This is a genomic window from Nitrosospira sp. Is2 (genome assembly GCF_033095785.1).
In the GTDB taxonomy this organism is placed as follows: Bacteria; Pseudomonadota; Gammaproteobacteria; order Burkholderiales; family Nitrosomonadaceae; genus Nitrosospira.
The window spans coordinates 2,406,725-2,430,829 of sequence record NZ_CP137134.1 but is presented as its reverse complement, the minus strand read 5'-3'; the positions used below and the strand labels follow the sequence as shown (position 1 = coordinate 2,430,829).

Here is a 24,105-nt window from a genome sequence, read left to right as displayed (position 1 = left end):
AACCATACTGTCAGGTCACCATGGCCGCGTCGCTCAACCTGACAGCCTCTTCGATTTCTACAGCCACCACGCGCGATACGCCCTTCTCCTGCATGGTAACCCCGATCAATTGCTGCGCCATCTCCATGGTAATTTTGTTGTGGCTGATGAAGACAAACTGAGTCTGGCGCGACATTTTACGGACAAGGTTACAAAAACGTTCGGTATTGCTGTCATCGAGGGGGGCGTCCACCTCATCCAGAAGGCAAAACGGGGCCGGATTGAGCTGAAACAGAGAGAACACAAACGCCAATGCTGTAAGGGCCTTTTCACCTCCGGAAAGCAGATGAATGGAGCTGTTCTTTTTACCAGGCGGCTGAGCGAAAATTTGTATGCCTGCGTCCAGAATTTCCTCGCCCCTCACGATCAGTTTCGCCTGTCCGCCGCCAAACATGGTGGGAAACATTTCGTCCAGATGGGCATTGACCTTATCCACCGTCTCCAGCAGGCGTTGCCGCGTTTCCCGATCTATCTGCCGGATCGCGGTTTGCAGGGTATCGGACGCTTCCTGTAAATCCTGAGATTGAGAGTCCAAATACGTCTTGCGTAGACGGCACGACTCTAATTCGTCCAGCGCCCCTGCATTCACCACTCCCAGGGCAGCAATCTCCGAATTCATCCGGGTGATCTCAGCCTGCAAGGCGGGAGGCTTCGTTTTTCCCAGCGTCTCTATCAACTCCTGCTCATGCGCGCCAGATTCTTTCAAATGCTCGGCAAATTGATTCTCCGTAATTCTCGCTTCCTGTTCCTTAAGCCGGACTTGGCCGATGGCGTCGCGCAGCGGTTGTATTTTTTGCTCCGAGGTCATGCGCTCCTGCTCAATTTGGCGTAATTCGCCTGCAACCTCTTCAAGCGCATTTCGCACCATTGCCAAGCGTTGCTCGCGCTGTTCGCGCTGCTCCAGCCTTTCCTGGAGAAGGGAACTTAGTTGAGTTTCGTCGAAAGTTATTTGCTCAGCCTGTAATTTCTCCAGGTGAGCCTTGAGCTCAACAATGTTATCGTCGATAAGCCTGATGGAACTGACCACCTCCGCGATTTTATGCTGACAGTTCTTTTCCTGAAATGCCGCTTCCTGCAATTCCCTTCCGGCATTCTGCACAAGCTGCCGTTGTGCATTGAGAAACTGTTCTGCAATCTGCCGCGCTCTTTTTTCCTCGTGCACCTGGCGTTCCAGGACGACGATCTCGGCTCGATACTTCGCCAGTTTTTCTTCCGCATCGAGCTTGCGGGCACCCTCTCCTCGGGCTTGGTGTCCGATTTCATCAAGTTCGCTTTCAATTTGCCGGTATCGCTGGTCAACCCGTTCGGCTAGCTGCTCAAGCTTCAACGCCTGCATCTGCGCATCGTGGTGCTGTTGCTGGAGCTGCACGGTATCGCGGCGCAAGCCCGATACAAGCGATTCAAGCTCGGAGCACCTTTCTTCCACTTCCTGCAGCGAGGATCTTTCAACCGACAGCGCCCCCCCCAGCCCATCCGTTTCCGCCTTGATCTGGCCTATCTCCCGTTGCCGCGCCAGCACACCATGCAGGTGCGAGTCGGGGGCGTAATAGGTGAGACTGTGCGAGGTAATGATGTTGCCTTCACGGGTGACCAGCATTTCAGCTGGAGAAAGCCCTGCGCGTTGCGCAAGACCCGTTTGCACGCTTTCGGCCACAAAAATCCCGCTCAACCATTCGGTGAGCACGGCTCGGAGTTCCGCCCGATCGTATTTCAGATAATGTTGCAAGGGGACCAAGAGCGCTCCCGATTCCGGCAAATTCCTGGCTTGAGCGTGTTGTTCCGCTGGGGCGTGTTGTTCCGCTGCGGCGCCTTGTGCTGCTTGAGCCGGCAGCACGGCCAGCTCGAACAGCGCCCATTTTCCGGGCGGCGGATCGCCCATCCACTCATCGGACTCTTCCAGCTGCCGTAGCTGCACGCTGTTCAGACGCTCGCGCAGCACTGCTTCCAGCGCGTCTTCCCATCCGTTCTCTATCTGAATTCCCTCCCACAAGCGCGGCAAGGAATCAAGACGATGCTTGACCAGCCAGGCACTCAATCTCTCGCTGCCTTCCAGGCGGTGCTGTAACCGCTGCAAAGCGGTAAGCCGGGCTTCGGCCTTGATGATCTGCTGCTCCAGAGCCTGGACCTTGCGATCTAGCGTGTATTTCTCCTCACCCGCGGTTACAAGCAGGCTTTCAGTCTGAGCCAGCATCTCCTTTTTCTGTTCATGGGCAGCCGCCGTGTCTTCTGCGCGCTGGTGCAGACAGGATAATTCATCAGCTCCAGGCTGCGACAAGGTATCGCGCTCGGTAACCAGCCTTATGCGGCGCGCTTCAAGCTGGCTAAAGTTTTTTTCTGCGTGGGCCCTGTGACTTTCTTCCAGTTGCCCCGCCTGCTCAGTCAGCAGCAGTCTGCGCTGCGTTTCGGTTAGTTTTTCCTGGCATGCGCGAAAGGCCGCTTCGGCCTCCGGTAACTTTTCATTTTCTGCCGCAGCTTTCTTTTTGCCGGCCTCCCGGGACAGGGTTGTATGATCAAGCTCCTCACGCCAGCGTGTTAAACTGTCGGCGGCATCCCCCGCTTGCCTTACCTTGTGTTCAAGCTGGGTCCCTACTATCGCGATTTGCTGCCCGATTCGCTGGCGGTTTTCGCGCAGGTGCCGTATCTGCTGTTCGATATGCGCCACATCTGCGTTGACCGCATAAAGCTCGCCCTGCGCCTCATGCACCCGGTCGCTAGTGGCATAATGCGAAGCGCGTTTTTCCTCAAGACATTTTTCAATGCCGCGCAAAGCGGCGATTTCCGCTTCGAGACCCATCTGAAGTGATCGGTACTCCTTTTCCGCAAGGGTACGCCGCATGGCCGCTTCCTGCTTGCGGGCACACCATAGCAGATTCTGAGCCGTGCGCAGCCGGCCTGTCAGGTCCTGGAAACGGGCAGCGACCTCGGCCTGTTGTTCCAGGCGGACCAACTGCTTTCCCAATTCGTGGCAAATATCGGTTAACCGAAGAAGGTTTTCGCGAGTATCGGCAAGACGCAACTCAGTCTCCCGGCGGCGTTCGCGGTATTTGGAAATTCCGGCGGCTTCTTCGAGATATACGCGCAGTTCCTCAGGTTTGGCTTCGATAATGCGCGAGATCATTCCTTGCTCGATTATGGCATAGCCGCGACCACCGACGCCCGTACCAAGAAAAATGTCCGCAATATCGCGCCTGCGCACATGAATGTTATTGATGTGGTAGGTTGACTCGCCATCCCGCCGAAGGACCCGTTTGATGCAAATTTCCGCGTAGCTCGACCACTGCCCGGCCGCTTTGCCAAAACTGTTGTCGAATATCAGCTCCACACTGGCGCGCCCGATCGGTTTCCGATTCACGGAGCCGTTGAAAATCACATCCTGCATAGACTCGCCGCGCAACGCAGACGCCCTCGACTCTCCCAGAACCCATCGCACTGCATCGATGACGTTGGACTTACCGCAACCGTTAGGCCCCACGACGCCGACAAGATCGCCCGGAAGCGGGATGTCAGTGGGATCGACAAATGACTTGAAACCAGCGAGTTTGATATGGGAGAGACGCAATTTGTCGTTTGCAAACAGTTATAATGTGCAACCTGGAAAAACGGCCCCTTAAATCACTCAGTCACCTGATCGTTTCTGAAGAGGCGTGCCGGTGAATGTACCTGCGGGCAGACCATTCTAACCGATTTGACCGAGATAAGAGAATGCCAAGTAGCCCTACAAAAACCTTGGAAACTTTTCCGAACCCGACACCGAAGCGGGATTATCAGATACACATGGAAATTCCCGAGTTCACTTGCCTGTGCCCAAAGACGGGACAGCCGGATTTCGCCACCCTGATTCTTGATTACATTCCTGACAAGAAATGCGTCGAGCTCAAGAGTCTCAAGCTCTACATCTGGTCCTATCGCAATGAAGGAGCATTTCACGAAGCGGTGACGAACCTCATCGTCGACCACCTTGTCACCGTTTTGAAACCGAGATACCTGCGCCTCATGGCAAAGTTTAATGTGCGTGGCGGCATTTTCACCAATGTCGTGGTGGATCACCGAAAGGCGGGATGGGAACCACTTCCGGCGGTGTATCTCGCGAAGTTCGAGAACCCGTCGGCAACGCGAGGATGAGAGCAGGATTTATTAATAAAACTCAGCTATATATGGGCTTTCCCAATTCTAACGCACGTCGGTAAAATGGCATCTTAGCCTAAGCCTAGTGGTGCCATTAATTGCATAATGGCACGACATTTGCGTTGTACAGTTCAGGTTGTTGTAAAAAAAGGTTATCGGAAAGCCTCTGCCTGATAACCCCGACATTAAAAAAATTAGAACAAATATGTCGATTGCCCTAAACAGCACTCCCCCGTCGATTTACGCCCTGATCATCAGCGTGGCACTCATGTCGGCGGACATCGCCTTTTCGGCTGGGTCCGGCCCACCTGCCCATCCAGCGATACCGAATAATGGATTGAAACTGCCAGAAAACGATTCCCTCGTCGAGCTCGGTCACGGCATGATCGATTTGGAAATGAACAATAGTCATTCTGACGTTCACACACCTCCAACGGACCTGTGGGATCGAATACGAGGCGGCTTCACCATGGCTGAACTAGATAATGAGGAAGTACGGCGTATCGAGGATTTCTACGCCAGCCATCCAAAGTCTCTGGAATACATTATCGAACGGAGCAAACGCTATCTCTTTCATATCGTCGAGGAGGTAGAGCGACGTGGCATGCCTGCCGAAATGGCACTGCTGCCGATTATCGAAAGCGCTTTTGATCCCATGGCCTATTCCGCTCGTCAGGCAGCGGGAATATGGCAGCTGATCCCATCCACGGGAAGGATTTACGGTCTGAGACAGAACTGGTGGTACGATGGACGCAGGGACATCGTTGCAGCTACCCGTGCTGCGCTCGACTATTTACAGAAACTTCATGCGATGTTCGGCGAGTGGGAATTGGCACTGGCCTCATATAACTGGGGCGAGGGAGCGGTAGGTCGCGCGTTGGAAAAGAATCGCAACAAGGGACTCGCAACGAATTTCCGCAGCATGAAGCTTCCCCCTGAAACCCGGAACTATATTCCCCGTCTGATCGCGATAAAAAATATAATCTCCAACCCCGCGGCATTCGGCATTGAGCTTGGCTCCCTACCCAACCAGCCCTACTTCGAGCAGGTTTCGGCAGGACGTCATATAGATGTAAGGCTCGCGGCATGGCTGGCGGATATTTCGGTGGATGAGTTCAAGGCGCTGAATCCGGCGCACAATCGGCCCGTTATTCACAGCGACGGACTGGACACCCTGCTGCTCCCTGTGGATAAAGTTGAGATATTTGCTGAGAATTTGAGAAACCACGGTGAGCCACTCGTGTCCTGGCAAGGCTATCTGGCAAGAGATGGCGATACCGCGGCAACGATTTCGAAACGGTATGGAATCAGCTTGCGAAAGCTAAGAGAAGTAAATGACATGGGTAGACAAGGCACCGTCACGCCAGGTCAGACTTTGCTGGTCCCCCGTAACGGGAACGCCGGAGGGACCGATATTTCGATAATCGGCAATAAACCGGCAACACAAAGGTCACGCGAGCGCTATTTTTTCCATCTGGTGCGGGCGGATGACACGCTGCATGAAATCGCTAAACGCTACGAAGTAACCGTAGAGCAAATCAAGGCATGGAATGGAAACCTAAAACACCTGGTCGCAGGACAGAAACTCATCCTCAAGCCCCGCGCCTCTGCCGGGATAGCACCCTCTGTGCCCTCAGGCAGCGGCACCTCCCAAAAAAAACGTACGTAGCCGCCGCCTAATTCCCCTTCGAATTCAGGTTTGAAACTCCCGGTTCCCGGCGGAAATCATGATCATCCGGTAAAGCGCGAAAAGCTGGCTGAACCACGATTCCGATAACCCGCCGCATACATTCCCAAGAGCCCAAACACCACCAGGGCTAATGTGGCCGGTTCCGGAACGGTACGAACTTCGCTGGGGGGAACGGCATTCTCGGTTCCGCCGCCACCACTACCTGGACCTGGGACACCACTGCCATTCTCCCCTCCGGGCCCACTGCCGGGGCCTCCACCACCAGCTTCTCCGGCTCCCCCGGTTCCACCTCCAACGGTTCCACCACTACCGGTTCCGCCACCACCGGGACTGCCGCCGCCAACTCCTCCGGGAATACTGCTGCCGCTTGGACCGGAAACGCCCCCTCCGCTTGTCACAATCCCACCTCTACCGATGCGGGTGCCGCTGAAGCCGGGGCCGGCTAAACCGGTATCCGGGCATAAGCTCTCGTGCCGACCGTGTTTATTCGACTGCTCATTGTGCAAATGCAGGCACGCGTCGCGCGCCCCTCGCCGTACACCGCCTGCTACCACGGGTGGCGCAGCGTCCGCCATTTCCGACGAATGTTCGCTGGAGGGTTCCCATACGGCTGTGACGATCCCCAGCATGGCGAGGAAGTCGATAATTTCATTCTCCTCGTTGCTTACCCGTGTCATTTGATCCGCGTCGTCAGCATCGTCTGGCAGCAAACCAAATGCAGGAAAGCTCGCCAGATTCCCGTCGGGCCATTGCAAGCCAGGGGCCGAAGGAAAGTCAAAAAGCAGAGCGAACCCATCTGGAGAGTTGCCCATCGACAAAAGCTTAGCCTCACTGTCTTGCCCTCCTGTATGTAAACTAACCAGTAAAAGCACGATCATCTGATCGGTTTTCGAGACAACTCCAGGGATGGAATCAATTCCGGTGTTATCCGCGCTCTTACCCTGAGCAAGCGTGATCTTGCTGTAATCGATGGCGATGGCGTGAGCACTTATCGAGAGTAGCAGTAATAGCAAAACCGCTCCAGACCGTAATAAAAATGCAGGCATCTTCATGATGTGCTTGGCCTTACGTATACCAATCCCTTGATGGAGGAAAGGCTCGAGCTAAACTCAACCTTGTAGTCGGATTGTTGCGCATCGGCGAGGAGTCAGATTCAGCTATTCAGCTAGCGGCTGTATTACGTGATGTGCCCATCGTAGCAACTTTAGCAACCGGTACAATTGGACCTTGGTACACCATGACCAATGGACGAGCCAGCGGCGAAGTTTTTATGTTAGCTTTGGAAATCTTGGGAGTTTGCGGATTGTTGCCGCAAGACCAGTACGGCAGAGAAGCCATCACAGAAGGGATCAGTTGATGCAAAACTCGCGAGGAAAAAATAACCAGGGGTTGGTTATCTAGCAGGTGCGGAGAAGAAATACTCGCCCCCCAGTCCTGGGCCCACGCATTTAGCGAGGAGAAACGTTGGACTTGGTTTTCGATCTAAGGAATTAAACTGCCTGTGCTTTATACGATACACCCGGGCAACTCAGGTGCAGTTAGCGTCTTAAGAGAGTTCAGCACAGCCGCTGAGCCTCTGCCGGCGGGGATACGCCTCGCTCAAGGTTCTTCATCACTTCATGGGCTCCATGATCCTTGTCCCTGGGATCCTTGGCCCTGCGCCCCCGGTACCCATTATGTCAGTTGCCCCATTCTGCCGCTTTGATAATCGGAGATTGCCTGTCTGATCTCTTCGGGACTATTCATGACAAACGGACCGCTCCCGCTAATCGGCTCGTCAATCGGTTCACCAGAAAGCAGCAGCATGGACGCATCTTGCGAGTTTTCTATACTGATGTGGTCGCCAGCTCGCCCGAATAGGCCAACCTCCCCGCGACCGACCTCTTCTCCGCCGGTTATGCTAACCGACCCTTTGAGCACTACTGCAATCGTTGTGTAACCCTCGGGTACTGGCAGAGATAATGGGGTAGCGGTCCCTATTTGCACATCCCACACATTGATAGGCGTAAATGTCTGCGCAGGTCCTTTTACGCCCTGGCATTCGCCCGCAATCACCCGCGCGTGTCCTTTTCCGCCCGGAAGAATCACCGTGGGTATCGCACGGTTTTTAATGGTCTGGTAACGCGGCGGGGACATTTTGTCCTTTGCAGGTAGATTAACCCACAGTTGCACCATCTCAAGCACTCCGCCCTGCTGAGCGAAGTTTCGTCCGTGAAATTCCTCATGAATAATGCCTGAGGCTGCAGTCATCCATTGCACGTCGCCAGGGCCAATTTTCCCGCCGCGGCCAGAACTGTCACGATGTTCGACTTCGCCGCTATACACGATCGTTACTGTCTCAAAACCTCGATGTGGGTGGGGCCCTACACCTAGGGATTTTTGTGTCGCGGGAAATTCAGTTGGACCAGCATAGTCAAGAAGCAAAAAGGGGCTGGTCGTCGGCCCCAGGTCCGGATAGGCGAAAAGCGTCCGTACCGGAAAGCCGTCACCCACCCAGTGTTGACCTGCGCCGCGCAGGACGCGTGTCATAGTTTTAGGTGCTGCTCCAACTGTATCGTTCGGTGGCATGACATGGCTCCAGATTCGTGACTACTGATACTAATTAATAGCCGATTTCGAAAACACGTTCAACACAACCACCCCAGCAATGATCAGACCCAGCCCAACGATGGCGGGACCATCGAGGGATTGCCCAAGAACAAGCCAGGCAATCAGCGTAATAAGCACAATTCCTACCCCAGACCAGATTGCGTACGCGATCCCTACCGGCATCGTCTTCAAGGTGAGGGATAAGAAGAAGAACGCGGCGGAATAACCAGCGATGACAAGCAGTGATGGCCATAGCTGTGTGAAGCCAGCGCTCGACTTCAACGCTGAGGTAGCAACCACCTCGCTGATAATGGCGATTGAAAGAAATAGCCAATGACTCAAATCTTGGTTCCCCCTGCGGCGCCTACATTATAGTAAGGAATACGTCGCCGCGGGAGTTGATCCACCTCGGACCCACCGCACTGTGCCCTACCGTACTGACGTTAGCGCATTTCCTTCCAATACTAATTGTCCTCGACGATTTCAAGGGGGAATCGTGGCTCAAGTCGTCCGTTTAATATAAAAAGGGGGAAGCGTGCGGCTTCTTTTAATCTTCGCGATTACGTTGTCTTGTATTTCCGTTGTCAGGGCTGAGATACCTAATGACTCATATATCGCGGGTTATGCTGCGGGTGTCTTAAAACATAGTTTCAAAATCGATCACCCTTCGTTAAAGGTGCTACATGGGATCATTACCCTTCCGGCGGACAAGATACCGACAGAAGAACGCGCGAAGGTGTTACAGGCTCTCTCGGAGATACCCGGCGTTACCGCGGTAAAAGTTGAGGCAAGTACCCCGCCACCATCCATAGCCGCTGCCCCCGCGCCAGATAAAGTGCCGGATGAAGCAATCACCGAGGAAGGTGCACCGGCCAAAGGTGCGATTCTTCTCCCGACCGGGATGTTACCGGAAGGACATTTGTTCAAACCCCTCCTGGCCGATCCCCGATGGGCCCATTTCTCCGCTGCCTACCGCAATTATGTCGGCAACAACATTGATGGGAATAATAACGGGTCGGTGAGTTTCGGTGAAACAATACCATTCTACCGTGCCAATTTAGGCAAATACTCTGCCCAGTGGGAAGCGGGACTCCAGGCCGCAGTCTTTAGCGATTTCAATCTTGGGGCACCTTCGTCCGATCTCATCAATTCCGACTTTATTGCCTCTGCATACGCAAGTGTTAGAGCAGGCCAGGTGTCCGCTTTTGCCCGTGTCTATCACCAAAGTTCGCACCTTGGGGACGAGTTCCTGCTGCGAAGGCTGACCGACGTGGAGCGCATCAATCTTAGCTATGAAGGAGCGGATCTCAGGCTGTCCTATGAGCTTCCGTATGGGTTGCGGGTATATGGCGGCGGAGGGGGGATCTTCCACAAGCAGCCTTCTACGCTTAAGCCGTGGATGATTCAGTACGGCATGGAGTTCAGAAGTCCGTGGCGGATCGAAGTCCTGTCAATACGCCCGGTTGCCGCGGTGGACATAAAAAACCACGAACAAAATAACTGGAATGCCGATGTTTCAGCAAGAGCCGGGATTCAGTTGGACCGGTTTCAATCTTTCGGCCGAAGACTTCAGTTCCTCGTCGAATATTTCCACGGCAATTCTCCTACCGGCCAATTTTTGAGACAGCGAGTCGACTATTTGGGAATTGGGGCGCACTATCACTTTTAAGATGATCCACCTCAACGGCGTCGTGTAAATCTCGAGGCACATGCACCTCAACCATAAGCGAACTTAATCGCCTTCGGGTGAGCTGCCGAGGTTGCCCCTCTGATGGACAGTACGATCGACATATTCCCGGGGGTAGACCCTACCGTACGTGATGAGCTGGCTTCAACCTTCCGTTGTGGTCTTATTCTGCGATCCACCGGCGCGTACACTAGGGAACCTCTGAATATCTCCCGGACGGACGCGACGGCGGCTTCGCGGGATGTGATGCGCGGAAGGCGACAGCGCAAACGGCGAAAACGTGAATGGCTCATCCAATAATTTGCCCTTTCGCTAGCAGCCTGACAAAGCCACTCACCTACAGAACTCCGTCCCAGCGGGTTGCTGGTAGAATCGGGTGGTAACGGCGTGATATCAAACTCCCTGGGATCGAAGCTTAAACCGCGACGTGCGTAAGACGTAGGCGCCTTGTGAATTCCGGAGGCGTTTTCAGGGGTGCCCTAGAAGCCATACAGGATTGTTATTTCCACACATGCCCAACACCATCTCCCGCGGCTTCCCGCCAAGTGCTTTCGATACCCTGACTAGTTACGGCATCCATCCCGTGCTGGCGCGGGTCTATGCGGCCCGAGGTATCGAAGAACCCGGGCAACTTGAGGTGGACTGGTCCCGATTGGTCCCATTCGGGCGCCTGAAAAATATTTGCCAGATGGCGAGATTTATCGCAGACGCGATCGCCGCGCGCAAGCGCATGCTGATAGTCGCGGACTATGATTCGGATGGTGCCACCGCTTGTGCCGTTGGCATACGCGGGCTGAGAAAGTTCGGCGCAATCGTAGATTATCTCGTCCCCGATCGCTTTGAATATGGATATGGTCTCACCCCAGAGATCGTTCGGCTCGCAAGCGCTGTAAACCGTCCAGATATATTGATTACAGTTGACAACGGTATCGCGAGCGTGGAGGGCGTAGCTGAAGCCAGGTGGCTCGGCATGGAGGTCTTGGTTACCGATCATCATCTGCCAGGAGATGAGCTGCCCGATGCCGCCTTGATTGTGAATCCTAACCAGCCGGGGTGCGATTTTCCCAGCAAGCACCTCGCTGGCGTAGGCGTAATATTTTATCTAATGCTCGCGTTGCGGGCAGAATTGCGCGCGAGAGCGGCATTTGCCTCCGAAAAAGAGCCTAATCTTGCCGAATTGCTTGATCTCGTAGCGCTCGGCACTGTAGCGGATGTGGTGAGACTCGATAATAACAATCGCATACTCGTGCATTACGGATTACGGCGTATTCGCGGCGGGCGAGCCTGCCCAGGGATTAATGCTCTGCTGCAAGTTGCCCAGCGAGATTTCAGCCGCGCATCCGCCTATGACCTGGGTTTTGCGCTGGGCCCAAGATTGAATGCCGCGGGACGGCTTGAGAATATGTCGCTCGGCATTGACTGCCTCGTCACGGACGACGAATCCGATGCTTTGGAAATTGCTCATCAACTTGACTCGCTTAACCGCAAACGTCAGGAGATCGAAGCGAACATGCACGATAGCGCTCGAGTCTTGCTGGGGGATGAGCTGCCGGTTGGGCACTTGGCAGACGGGGAAATTCAGCCGCGGAATATCCATAGCCTGAGTCTATTCGATCCCGGCTGGCATCAGGGCGTAATCGGCATACTGGCCTCGCGTATTAAGGACAAATATTACCGTCCTGTCATCGCATTTGCGCCCGGCAGCAATGGTGAGATAAAAGGATCAGGCAGATCCATTCCAGGATTTCATTTAAGAGACGCGCTGGACCTAATCTCCAAACGCTATCCCGGCCTTTTGCTCAAATTCGGGGGACATGCCGCTGCAGCCGGCCTTACTTTACATGCGCGCGACTTTGAAAAATTTCGTGATGTGTTCGAGCAGACAGCACAGGGGTTGCTCGCGCCCGCCGATCTCAAGCATGTGATCGAAACCGATGGTGACCTGGACGAGTCCGAACTCAATCTCGAACTGGCCGTGCAACTTACCCAACAAGTATGGGGACAAGGTTTCGCGCAGCCCACCTTCAGTACCTGCTTCTGCGTAGTGGATCAGCGCGTAGTCGGTAAGAGACATCTGAAACTAAAGCTTAGCAAATCCAGTAACAAAACTGGGGACCACACTTCAGAAAAGCGGGGACGCCTGTATGATGCCATATTGTTTTCCTCAACGATTACGCTACCTGAGGTAATACATGCCGTCTACCGATTGCAAGTGAATGAGTTCAACGGCAATTCCACCCTGCAATTTATTGTAGACCACTGGTCTCAGGCGGATGCTTAAGGAGGCTCTTAACAAGTCCTCCGTGGAACCCGTTGCTTTGGCTTCAACTGCAATATATAACGTGTTTCTCGCTTATGGAACGCAGGCAAACCTGATGCGGGTACTGCCACATAATTTCGGTCTTTTCAGAGGGCAACCACAAATCCGAGGGTTTGCTGCCCGTTTACCATAGTATCGCAGGAAGATGTCTTTCAAGCTGACCGTCCCCCCACCCGGCTCCACGATCCGATATGGCCATTTTGATGGCTCTGGTGATTCGCTCGCACTTGCGCAACTGGCGCAACAGGCAAAACCCATTGTTATCATTACCGCAAACGCGCTCGATGCGCAGCGGCTCCTGGAAGAAATTCCCTTCTTCGCACCGGAATTAAGCACTCGCCTGCTGCCGGATTGGGAAACATTGCCCTATGACACCTTCTCCCCTCATCAAGACCTGATATCCGACCGGCTTGCCACGCTTTATCAGCTCATGAGCGGGACTTGTGACATCCTCATCGTTCCCGTCACTACGGCCCTATACCGCATGCCGCCCCCGGAGTATCTCGCTGCGCATACTTTCTTTCTCAAGCGGGGTGATACCCTCAATCTGGCGACGCTGCGGCGTCAAATGACTTTGGCCGGCTACAGCCACGTTACCCAGGTGCTGTCGCCCGGCGAATATAGCATTCGAGGTGGCCTGGTCGACCTATTCCCGATGGGAAGTCCGCTGCCCTATCGCATCGACCTGCTGGATAACGACATCGAGACTATCCGTACGTTTGATGTGGATACCCAGAGAAGTGTTTATCCGGTCAGTGAGATCCGTTTATTGCCGGCGCGCGAGTTTCCCCTCGACGAGGAAGGCCGCACCCGGTTCCGTGGCAGCTTCCGCGAAAAGTTTGAGGGTGATCCATCCAAAAGCCGTGTCTATAGAGACATCAGCAAAGGTGGAACCCCGGCGGGCATCGAATATTACCTGCCACTATTTTTTGATCACACAGCGACGCTGTTCGACTATTTACCGCCGACCATGCTGCTATGCCTGCACCGTGAGATTTACCCTGCGGTGGAAAACTTCTGGAATGACACGCAGACGCGTTACCAGATGCTCCGCGGCGACAATGACCGGCCGCTACTGAAGCCCGCCGAGTTATTCGTCACCACAGATGCGTTCTTTGGAGCATTGAAGCCCTACTCACGCGTCGAACTCCAGTTCGGTTCTCAAAACTCCGACGTCGTAGCCCAGAATCCGACCGCACCGTTACCTCCTCTCCAGATCGACCGCCGCTCTGACCACCCCGCTGAGAAACTGTCCGCATTTATATCGGATTTAACCGCTGCCCCCCCCGGTGGACGCGCATTACTTCTGGCGGAAAGCGTGGGCAGACGGGAACTGATCGCTGACCATCTACGGCAATATCAGCTGTATCCCGATATATGCGATAGCTACGCGCAATTTCTGACGAGCAAAGCAGCCTTCATGCTTGGGGTAGCGCCTCTGCACAACGGTTTCCTCTGCCCTGGTGAGGGGCTGGCCCTCATCACGGAGAGTGAGTTATACGCCAGACATCTGCATGGCCGACGTGAACGGGATTCTCGTAAAGCAGCCGCAGTGACCGACGCAATGCTGCGGGACCTTTCAGAGATCAAGCCGGGTGATCCAGTGGTACATGAACAACATGGCATCGGCAGGTATCTTGGGCTGGTGAGCATCGATATGGGGGATGGCGCGACAGAATTCCTGTCACTCGAGTACGAAGGCGGCGATAAGCTCTATGTGCCGGTTTCGCAATTGCATCTTATCGGGCGATATAGCGGAGCATCTCCCGAAGCCGCACCGATGCACAAGCTGGGCAGCGGTCAATGGGATAAGGCAAAGCGCAAAGCGATGCAACAGGTACGCGATACGGCTGCGGAGCTTCTCAACCTTTATGCCCAGCGCAGCGCACGCCGAGGTCACGCATTTCGTTTTAGTCGACACGATTACGAGGCATTTGTCGAAGGGTTTGGCTTCGAGGAAACACCCGATCAGGCCGCAGCCATCGACGCCGTCATCGAGGACTTGAGTTCAGATAAACCGATGGACCGGTTGATTTGCGGCGATGTAGGTTTTGGCAAAACCGAAGTGGCCTTGCGAGCCGCATTTATCTCTGTAGCCGATGGGAGACAAGTAGCAGTCCTGGTGCCAACGACCTTGCTGGCCGAACAGCATTTTCAGAATTTTTCGGACCGCTTCAGCCTGTTAGCGGATGAATGGCCAATCAAAATCGCCGAACTATCGCGCTTCCGCTCTGCTAAAGAGCAAACTCAGGCACTGGCAGGACTGGCGAATGGTGCCATCGACATTGTCATCGGCACCCACAAACTTATTCAGAAAGGCGTGAAATTCAAAAACCTGGGTTTGGTGATCATTGACGAGGAACACCGCTTTGGCGTGCGGCATAAGGAGCAATTGAAAAGCCTGCGGTCGGAAGTAGATGTGCTAACGCTCACGGCTACACCTATCCCCCGCACCCTGGCAATGTCGCTGGAAGGGCTGCGCGAATTTTCCGTGATTGCAACCGCGCCGCAGCGAAGACTGGCCATCAAGACGTTCGTCAGCCGTTTTTCCGAAGGAGTTATGCGTGAGGCCTGTTTACGCGAACTAAAACGCGGCGGTCAAATTTATTTCTTGCACAACGAGGTTGGCACCATCCAGACAATGCATGACAGACTGGCGCGACTTCTTCCGGAGGCGCGCATCAATGTTGCACATGGGCAAATGCGAGAACGCGAGCTGGAACACGTGATGAAAGATTTCTACCAGCAGCGTTTCAACCTGCTTCTCTGCACAACCATCATCGAGACCGGCATCGATGTTCCTACCGCCAACACCATCATTATCAATCGGGCCGATAAATTCGGCCTGGCGCAGTTGCATCAATTGCGCGGACGCGTCGGTCGTTCCCACCACCAGGCCTACGCGTATTTGCTGGTTCCGGAGGAAGAGGCACTTGGCGCTCAGGCGAAAAAACGCCTCGAAGCCATTCAAACCATGGAAGAGCTGGGCGCAGGCTTTTATCTTGCCATGCATGATCTGGAAATCAGGGGAGCGGGTGAAGTGCTGGGCGAATCGCAAAGTGGCGAGATGCAGGAGATCGGTTTCAATCTCTACGCCACCATGCTCGATGCCGCGGTCCAATCGCTGAAGGAAGGCAAAGAACCCGATATTCAGCATCCGCTGCGCGTTGCGACCGAGATCAATTTGCATGTACCCGCATTGTTACCGGAAGACTACTGCAGCGACGTACATGAGCGCCTGATACTATACAAGCGTATGGCCAACTGTACCAACGATGAGCAATTGGATGAGATTCAGGTAGAATTAACAGACCGCTTCGGCCTCTTGCCCGACCCCGTCAGGGCCTTGCTAGACTGTCACCGCTTGCGTATTGCAGCGACACCGTTGGGAATTACTCGCATAGAAGCCACTCCCGACTACATCCAGGTGCAGTTTACTCCCAATCCGCCTGTCGATGCCGGCAGAATCGTGGCATTCCTCCAACGCAGCCGTGACCATCAGCTTGCCGGTCCTGACCGCCTGAAGATAAAAACCCAGATTGCGAAGGTCCGCGATCGCGTGGTTCGGATAAAAGGCCTGATCGCCGAGTTGAGTTAGTGACAATCTTGGGTGGTCCAGAGGAAGTGCAACGACGCGGCTAACGAATGCATATAAAAAGCAGCGGCAGTGCTTTATAAAAAACCCTTTTTCAATTGCTGCTTTTCCGATAATTATTTTTCATTCGCGGTATAACTCGTCCGTTAAGCTAGACTATTTGCCCTTTTGCAAAAGTGTACCAATAGTGTTCAAGAGCATTAAGAGCAAGATCGTAGTATTCGCAATCATGGCGACGCTTGTCCCGTCGCTGGGGCTGGGACTGCTCTCGTTCAGGCAAAATGAGGCGCAGATCAGCGATAATGTCGCCCGCGAGCTTCGCGCTCTCACTAATTATGCTATCCGTGAAATAGAACTCTGGGTCGAGAAGCGCGTACACGAGACGCAGGTCACCTCCGCATCTATCGTAGTGGTTGAAGGGTTGGCGACGGCTGACCGGCCCGCGAGCACCCCCGGCAAAAATCCCGCAGCTGTGGGTCACTATCTCCGCTCGGTACAGAAAAAACTCGACACAATACTGGAACTCACGGTTGTAAACGCAGCCGGAGAAGTCATAGCCAGCAGCGCGGAAACACCGGAGCCTGTGGCAATCCCGAGCAGCTGGCCGCAAACGCGCCTGATAGCTGCACCGCACTGGAACAAGCAATATGAAGCTCCGACGCTGAGCGTCGCAGTTCCAGTATTGTCATATGGCGATGTGCTGCTAGGCGCAATGGTCGCCGTGCTTGACCTGCGCAACCTGAAGCCCTACCTGAAAAGTGCGACAAAATCCCCCCCCGGTGAAGTGCTGCTGCTTGATTCAAATGGCAGGACGCTCGTCAGCAGTTATGACGACGAGAACAAGTTGACACAGCTGGATTCTGCATTGCTGAGCCAGCTTCGGGAACAAGCGGGCGACTCCATCGCATTTCACGGTCTGACGCACCCGCAAGTCATCGGATTGGCAGATGTCGCTCCCCAACTTTCGATCACGGTTCTGGCGGAACGGGATCGCGCCGAGGTTTATGGAGCATGGATCGAACTGCGCAATATCTTTCTGGGGCTGGTGGCCGCGCTCGTGCTCGTTGTGACAGCCGTCGCGTTCCAGATGGGGCGCTCCATCGTGTTGCCGTTACAACGGCTGATGCGCGCAGCTGACCGTATTGCAGCGGGAGATCTTGAGGTACGACTCAGCGCGACGCGCAGCGACGAGCTCGGTCATCTTACGCAGGTGTTCAACCAGATGACAGACCGGCTGCGCCATAGTCACGCCAAAATCATGGCTACCAATGAAGCAATGCAACAACAGAATGAGGTCCTGAAAACGCTTTCGATTACCGATAGCCTGACTGGCCTGTACAACCGCAGCAAGCTTGATTCAATCTTGACCGATCAGCTCGCGCGCTTCAAACGCAGCCATCGGCCGTTTACATTGCTGATGCTGGATATTGATCATTTCAAGACGCTCAACGATACTTATGGCCATATTGCGGGAGATGAAATCCTCGCGGCCGTGGCCCGGATACTTCTTCAGTCGATACGCAGCATCGACTATGCCGCACGCTACGGTGGGGATGAGTTCATCATAATCCTTACTGAAACTTCGGCAGAACTTGCCACGAATACTGCGGAGCGAGTTCGTTCTCAGGTAGAAGCCTTGTATCCCACGGTTAAAGGCACGGAAATCGCATTAACAGTCAGCATCGGCATAGTAGAGCCTCGGCTGGAGGACATTACGCCAACCGAGGTATTCGCGAGCGCTGACTATGCACTCTATGAGGCAAAGCGCGCGGGTCGCAACCGTGCCTATTGTCCTCTTCTGATAAAATCGGAAGCCTAAGGCGCGCGTAACGTTATTAAACCTCAGGGTTTGCCCACCTGTGCTTCCACCAGTGTATTCAACACCCATCCCGCTCGTCCATCGGCTGTCATCACGTACAGCCAATCGCCGCGATAGGCCTCCGCGATCATGAGTGCATCCCGTTTTAACGTCGTGACCAAGGGGGCGCTTAAGCCCGGCTTCTGCCGCAGATTGCTGTTGCTGGTTGTACGCAGCGGAATGGGAACCTGCAACGATACCGTGAGCTGATCCGAAGTTTTGCGCGTGCGGTTGTTCGTTACCATATCGATATACTCACGAGCCTGCGCAGCGTGATCCATCGCGGAGGCATAGTTCTCCTCCGCATAGGAGGTGGTAGCGGCGTTGAGGAGCCGCTGTGCCTGCGTTTGCAAAATCTCCTCGGACCCTGCCATAGGGGACGATTTCAGATTCCCCATCATCATTTCAACTTCCGCAATAGCCGAGGCGGCGGCAGGGCGCGTAGCCAAACGCCGGAGCTTGACCTGGGCCTGAGCGGCCAGACTGCTTGTTTCCTGCAATGTCTTGGCCTGATCCTGCTGCCTGGCCTGCTGACTGCGGATCTGCGCATCTTTCTCTGTCAGCACCTTCTGCAAGCGTTCAATTTCTTGCTGCTGCGCGTCTTTTTCAGCTTCGAGCTTTTCAAGTTCAATTTCGCACTGTACCTTCGCCCGTGCTTCGGGAACGGCAGCCACGGTCTCGGGCTCAGGCTCGGGAATGCTTGATTTAATAGGAATACCGCACCCCGCAATGTTCAAACCCAGTAGCAAAAGAAATATCCCTTCTCCGATATGCCGCAGCTTTGCAATCGCCTTGCGCTGGTTCCAAAATCCCATTGACTTGCTTATCTCCCGATCTTGACGATCCTGCCGTTTACTATACGGCCGTCCCACGTGAATATGGAATGCATTTTTGCCCGATGATATAAATCGTGGAACGCGATCTGAAATCCCTCAATTGGTGCGGCCATTGCCTGGGGAAGCTCTGGAGCCAGAAATTACGGCGGCAATAGGGATACTTGAGTGCGCCTCTACTTTAGCCAGGATTACTGGCCACTGGAATCACCCTGCCGGCAGCGAGCTTGGCTCGCTCCCTCGCCTCTACGGTGTCGATTCCGTTCGCCAGTGCCACACCCATGCGGCGCTTGGAAAATGACTCGGGCTTGCCGAACAGTCGCAAGTCGCTCCGCGGCACGCGCAGTGCTTCGTCCACACCCGTGAAGGCAATCGCCGGCTCGTTCATCTGACCATAAATTACGGCGCTTGCGCCCGGCTCCCGTAGGCCCGCATTCACTGGCAGCCCAAGTATGGCACGCGCGTGGAGCTCGAATTCGCTCTGAACCTGGCTGCACATCGTTACCATGCCGGTATCATGCGGACGCGGACTAACCTCGCTAAACCATACGTGTTCGCCCTTTACAAATAGCTCCACCCCGAAGACCCCCAATCCGCCGAGATTACCGGTAACCTTTCCGGCGATCTCACGCGCTCGCCGCAACGCGAGTAGGGGCATCGGCTGCGGCTGCCAGCTTTCCACGTAATCACCGTCTATCTGAACATGACCGATCGGTTCGCAATAATGCGTTTCCACTTCGCCGCTGGCATCCATGGCGCGTACTGTAAGTAGTGTTATCTCGTATTCAAAAGGAATAAAACCCTCAACAATGACTCGCCCCTGGTTTACCCTGCCGCCGCTCACGGCATAGTTCCAGGCTGCTTCGACCTGTTCCGGGCCATTGACAGTCGACTGACCTTTACCCGATGAAGACATCACCGGCTTTACAATGCAGGGGTACCCGATGCCAGCTTCTGTTGCCGCCCGCAGTTCTTCCAGGCTGCGGGCGAAAACATAGGGTGAAGTGGGCAAGCCTAATACCTCCGCCGCGAGGCGGCGGATCCCTTCGCGATTCATGGTAAGCTGCGCAGCGCGCGCCGTTGGGATGACGCGCGCAATTCCCAGGCGCTCGATTTCCATCAGGGCGCTGGTGTCCAGTGCTTCGATCTCTGGCACTATGATTTGCGGTCGCTCACGCTCCACTAACTCCCGCAGTGCCGCCCCGTCCGCCATGTTAATGACGTGTGCGCGATGCGCCACCTGCTGCCCGGGAGCGTTTCCATACCGATCAACAGCAATTGTTTCTATGCCCAGGCGTTGCAACGCGATGATGACTTCTTTGCCGAGTTCGCCGCTACCGAGCAACATTACCCTTGTAGCAGAGGTACTGAGAGGTGTGCCAATATTGAGAGGGTTGACCATAAGATAGGCTGATTCGGCAGCTCACTTCAAGCGATACTTTAAAAACGCAAGTGAGATTATATCTTCTGGCAACGGATTAGGTAATTCAATTCATCCCAACCCATGGGTTTCCGGAATTCGATATGGAAGTGCTTGGCGATTACTGGCAGAATACTGAGCCGGGGAAACATCCCCTTTCGGGGCCATATGTCGGAACCCTTACCCTGGTTCACCGGCAACGGCCCATCCGATATTTCCCGCAGAGTTGCGGCATGGGTCTATTCCGTTCCGGTCTTCCGGTCAACTGATGAAATCCGGTCCTGAATCATCTTAATCTTCTTTGCTCTGCTCGAAAATGGCTGGCTATAAACAAGTAAAAAATATATGAACCTAATCATCCAAGGAATGGAAGTCGAAAACAGTGACCTGCGCGAATTGGCGAAACTCGCGGGTGCGAACCATATCGAACGCATCACCGGCGAGGCTTTTCGGCTGAGAAACGCAAGCCGGCGGGAGCATATTTCCGAATACTGTGCCGAAGCGGAACTCGATTTCGCTTTCGTGGAACCAACGGTTCAGCTGAAAGACTTTGGCCTGGTGGCAATGGACATGGACTCGACCCTGCTGGCGATCGAATCCATTGATGAAATAGCCGATATGCAAGGTGTAAAAGCGCAAGTGGCGGAAATTACACAGAGGACAATGCGAGGTGAAATTGTCTTCGCTGAAAGTTTGCGGCAGCGGACGGCGCTGCTGCAAGGCGTGGATCAGGAGGCGCTTCAATACGTTTACGATAACCGCGTCCGATTAAGCCCTGGCGCGGAAAAGATGCTCCAGCGCATGAAGTCCGCAGGACTCAAAACAATGGTCATTTCCGGAGGGTTCACCTTTTTTACTGACCGGATAAAATCCCGACTGGATTTCGATTACGCCGCCGCGAATACGCTTGATGTCCAGAATGGCAAACTGACAGGCAAAGTGTTAGGGGAAATCATTGGGGAACATGGAAAAGCGGAAGTGTTGAATAAAGTGCGGGAAGAACTCGGATTGAAACGCGAACAAATCATTGCCATAGGTGACGGCGCCAACGACCTTAAAATGATGGATGCGGCCGGCGTCAGTGTTGCGTACCATGCGAAGCCCGTTGTCCAGGCGAAGGCAACATATGCGATAAATCACGTCGGCCTGGACGGGATAATTAATTTGTTCGAATAGATTGCACTTTCGCGATAGACCCCGATCCACGACGAGACGATATGAAGCGCGCCAACTAGGTCAATAGCTGAATGCGGCCTCTACCAGATAGGTACGTTGCGGATAAGGATGGAAAACGAAAGCCTTGTCATTGTTTAGATTGCTAATGCCAAACGAAAACCGGCTTTTCAGGCCATTCTGGAATCTATGCCGGTAGCTGGTTTTAAAGTCCATGAAAAAGAAATCACTTTGGGCGCCGAATACATTGTTTACACGGTCCCGATTATCCAGATCGTTGAACGAATCGCTGGTGTAACGCCCGGAAAGCGAAATATCCCAGGCTTCCGTAGCATTATAAGTGGCAAAGAAATTTGCACGCCAGTGGGGTAAGCGAATACGCTGTTTACCGGTAAGATTAAAACTGTCCGGGCCGGGTTGACCCTGGAGCGGTAATGGATGGTTAGGTGCCGTGAAGTCGACCAACGGCCCCTTGTCCACTTTCGCATTCATCCATGTACCGTTGAACATGAAATCGAATTTCGAGCCAAGGATGCGGCGCTGGTCAAAGATAAGCTCAACGCCGGTAGTGCTCGTCTGATCAATATTCTGGAATGCGCTGGTTGTGAGTACACCTGAAACCGTTTGTACTTGCTGGATAGCATCCTTTATATCGTCGCGAAAAGCATTCACACGAATGTAGCCCTTGGGCAACCCGTATTCAATCATGAAGTTGTGATGGACGCCATTCTCGGGCTTGAGCAGCGCATTGGCGGTAAGAATACTCGTGGGCGAACTGAGCGATTGATAAAGCTCGGCAATCACCGGAAAACGATGCGCCCGGCCGAACGAATAGCGGTATTTCCATTGTCCCGGCTCATAACCCAAAGAGACCTTGGGTGAAAGTGCCGATTCGTCACGGTCAGGCACTGGAGTGCTTCCAACAACCCCTTTGGTGGCGGCCCACCATTCCTGACGCACGCCTACCGTAACATCCCAACCCGGCAAGAAACGGAAGGCCGATTGAGCAAACATTGCATGCGTTGAAGTCTGACCATCGTTATTTCTGCCTGGTTGTAATGCTCCGCGAGTCAGGGTGGCATAATCAAGCAAGGAATATTGGCGGAAACTCAAGTTGTATTGGTCAAAGTGGTATCCGGCCATGAACGATACCTTTTCATTTCCAAGCAATACCGGCGCGCTCAGCTTGAGATCGTAGTTTAGCCAACTGAATTTCTTGAAGTCCTGAAGCTGTCCCGCGCCGGTATTGCCCGGATCGCTGGCATTGAAAAAGGCTGAGGCGCGGATATCCTTGAGGACATCGAAATAGCTGATGGTGGTATCGATATTCCAGTTGGGGGTCAGCGCGCCACGAAGTTGCAGGCCAAGATTGAGCGTTTCGCGCTTATCCTGGCTTCCCCCAAGCCCCCGCTGCACAACATCGAACCGGGTACCGCCCAGGGAAGCGTCACCCGGCGCGCAACAAGGTATTGCCGGCCCTCCCCAGTAAGGGGCGCCAGTTGTGGTGCCGGCCAAGTAGTTCTGCGGGCGGTTTTGGTTGCGTGTCCGGTCCTCGTAAGCCACCGTAAAAATAGCCTGAAGATCGGCCGTAATGTCATAACCGAATTTACCCTTGAACAGGTGTGTATTCACCTTCTCGGGGCCGGTATCGCCATAAATAATGCTTGGCGTGCCGCGCGTATCGGGCGTTCGGATGCCGCCCGTCACCGGCACCGGTGATCCCGTCGGATCATTAGACAAACCAGTGTTATCGATGAAATAAGACTGTGGGTGCCCTTGGGCTTCGAGGCGATTGTAGGCCAGGAATACCGTAAACTGATCCTTGATCCGATTGCCATAGGATACATATTGCCGGTCGCCGATGAATGTTCCTTTATCCGGTCCATAGAGCTTATAGGGTTGAATAAAGAGGCTGCTCTCGACGTAGAACTCCTGCTTGCGCGGCATACGCGTCTTTATGTTCACCACCCCCCCGATGGAGTTACCGCTATACTCGGCCGAGAAGGGTCCGTAAACAATGTCAACGGAATCGATTTCATTTGGGCCGACCATTGACCAACGCGGGGCGCCATTGAAGGACGCCTGCAGGAAGTTATGCAATGGCAACCCATCTGCATAAACCATGTTGCGGGCTGTCGAGAACATGTCGGCCCCGCGGATACCCAGAACTCCGTTCGGATCGCCGACGTAGCGCTGGCGGATTTGCAAGCTCGGCATGTACTTCAACACCTCTTCCGTGGTCTGGGCATTCTGGCGCTCGATCTGCGCCCTGGTCACTCGGACAGAAGGTGAGGTGTAATGTGAATCCTTTTCAGTCTCCCCGGTAACAACCATTTCCTTGAATACCGTTTCTTTCACCTCCGCAGGAGGCTGCTTGGCAGGTTTTGCATCTGAGCCCTTGGTTGAATCGGCGGGCGCTGGCGCTCCTTGCACGTCCATACCCGGAGGCGAAACAGGCGGAGCTTTTGGTTCGGCCAATTGACTCAGATTCCAGCTCGATGAGGTACTTGTGTTCGGCTGGGCGCTTTGCCCACCGACACTGGAACTAGACTGGGGTACTGCGCTGATCCGTCCTTCCGTGCCGGCAGAACTTATAAGATTCTTTTCTGTTGAAGTGTTTTTTGGTTGCCCGGGTTCGTCAGCCGCGAAGGCTGAAGACGTCGATAGCAAGCTCGCGAAGGCGAGAGCAATAGGTTTCATTTTCGTATTTTTTGTTTTCTAGCCCGGCCTTACCGACAAGACCAGGCGGACCCATATTGAAGTGAATAATCAACTC

14 protein-coding genes are annotated in these 24,105 nt (G+C 54.2%); 7 read left to right on the top strand and 7 right to left on the bottom strand.

Annotated elements, in window-relative coordinates:
- Positions 1–10 precede the first annotated feature (10 nt).
- Positions 11–3,598 carry a chromosome segregation protein SMC gene (gene smc / locus R5L00_RS10635; protein WP_107695063.1) on the bottom strand — a complete coding sequence of 1,196 codons (3,588 nt, stop codon included), beginning with the start codon at positions 3,596–3,598 and terminating at the stop codon, positions 11–13.
- Between the two features lie 143 nt (positions 3,599–3,741).
- Between smc and queF the strand changes: the two genes are divergently transcribed.
- Both queF and R5L00_RS10625 read left to right on the top strand, forming a co-directional pair.
- Entirely contained in the window at positions 3,742–4,161 is a 420-nt protein-coding gene (gene queF, locus R5L00_RS10630) for a preQ(1) synthase (protein WP_219907541.1), read from the top strand.
- A 208-nt stretch (positions 4,162–4,369) separates the two neighbouring features.
- Positions 4,370–5,833: a transglycosylase SLT domain-containing protein gene (locus tag R5L00_RS10625; RefSeq protein WP_317651618.1), complete on the top strand. Its 1,464-nt coding sequence runs from the start codon at positions 4,370–4,372 to the stop codon at positions 5,831–5,833.
- 62 nt (positions 5,834–5,895) lie between these two features.
- On the opposite strand, the gene R5L00_RS10620 is transcribed toward R5L00_RS10625, so the two are convergent.
- The 3 genes from R5L00_RS10620 to R5L00_RS10610 all read right to left on the bottom strand — a co-directional run bounded on the left by R5L00_RS10620 (position 5,896) and on the right by R5L00_RS10610 (position 8,785).
- A complete protein-coding gene (locus R5L00_RS10620) occupies positions 5,896–6,867 on the bottom strand; it encodes a PEP-CTERM sorting domain-containing protein (protein WP_317651617.1) in 972 nt (323 codons plus the stop codon).
- A gap of 661 nt (positions 6,868–7,528) precedes the next feature.
- Positions 7,529–8,383, bottom strand: a complete 855-nt coding sequence (locus tag R5L00_RS10615; RefSeq protein WP_107695068.1) for a pirin family protein — start codon at positions 8,381–8,383, stop codon at positions 7,529–7,531.
- A gap of 69 nt (positions 8,384–8,452) precedes the next feature.
- Positions 8,453–8,785 carry a DMT family transporter gene (locus R5L00_RS10610; protein ID WP_317651615.1) on the bottom strand — a complete coding sequence of 111 codons (333 nt, stop codon included), beginning with the start codon at positions 8,783–8,785 and terminating at the stop codon, positions 8,453–8,455.
- 193 nt (positions 8,786–8,978) lie between these two features.
- On the opposite strand from R5L00_RS10610, the gene R5L00_RS10605 reads away from it, so the two are divergent.
- The 4 genes from R5L00_RS10605 to R5L00_RS10590 all read left to right on the top strand — a co-directional run bounded on the left by R5L00_RS10605 (position 8,979) and on the right by R5L00_RS10590 (position 17,864).
- A complete protein-coding gene (locus R5L00_RS10605) occupies positions 8,979–10,112 on the top strand; it encodes a DUF1207 domain-containing protein (protein ID WP_107695070.1) in 1,134 nt (377 codons plus the stop codon).
- A 529-nt stretch (positions 10,113–10,641) separates the two neighbouring features.
- Positions 10,642–12,411, top strand: coding sequence for a single-stranded-DNA-specific exonuclease RecJ (recJ, locus tag R5L00_RS10600; protein ID WP_317651612.1), 1,770 nt, complete (start codon positions 10,642–10,644; stop codon positions 12,409–12,411).
- A gap of 184 nt (positions 12,412–12,595) precedes the next feature.
- Complete coding sequence (mfd, locus tag R5L00_RS10595; RefSeq protein ID WP_317651610.1) at positions 12,596–16,048, top strand: transcription-repair coupling factor; 3,453 nt, start codon at positions 12,596–12,598, stop codon at positions 16,046–16,048.
- A gap of 184 nt (positions 16,049–16,232) precedes the next feature.
- Complete coding sequence (locus tag R5L00_RS10590) at positions 16,233–17,864, top strand: diguanylate cyclase (protein ID WP_317651608.1); 1,632 nt, start codon at positions 16,233–16,235, stop codon at positions 17,862–17,864.
- Between the two features lie 23 nt (positions 17,865–17,887).
- Here R5L00_RS10590 and R5L00_RS10585 read toward each other — a convergent pair whose 3' ends face one another.
- Together R5L00_RS10585 and purT are read right to left on the bottom strand one after the other, a co-directional pair.
- A complete protein-coding gene (locus R5L00_RS10585) occupies positions 17,888–18,718 on the bottom strand; it encodes an SH3 domain-containing protein (RefSeq protein ID WP_317651606.1) in 831 nt (276 codons plus the stop codon).
- Between the two features lie 199 nt (positions 18,719–18,917).
- Positions 18,918–20,138, bottom strand: a complete 1,221-nt coding sequence (gene purT, locus R5L00_RS10580) for a formate-dependent phosphoribosylglycinamide formyltransferase (protein WP_107695074.1) — start codon at positions 20,136–20,138, stop codon at positions 18,918–18,920.
- Between the two features lie 363 nt (positions 20,139–20,501).
- Between purT and serB the strand changes: the two genes are divergently transcribed.
- A complete protein-coding gene (gene serB / locus R5L00_RS10575; protein WP_317651604.1) occupies positions 20,502–21,332 on the top strand; it encodes a phosphoserine phosphatase SerB in 831 nt (276 codons plus the stop codon).
- A 60-nt stretch (positions 21,333–21,392) separates the two neighbouring features.
- Here serB and R5L00_RS10570 read toward each other — a convergent pair whose 3' ends face one another.
- Positions 21,393–24,029 carry a TonB-dependent receptor gene (locus R5L00_RS10570; protein ID WP_317651603.1) on the bottom strand — a complete coding sequence of 879 codons (2,637 nt, stop codon included), beginning with the start codon at positions 24,027–24,029 and terminating at the stop codon, positions 21,393–21,395.
- Between the last annotated feature and the right edge of the window lie 76 nt (positions 24,030–24,105).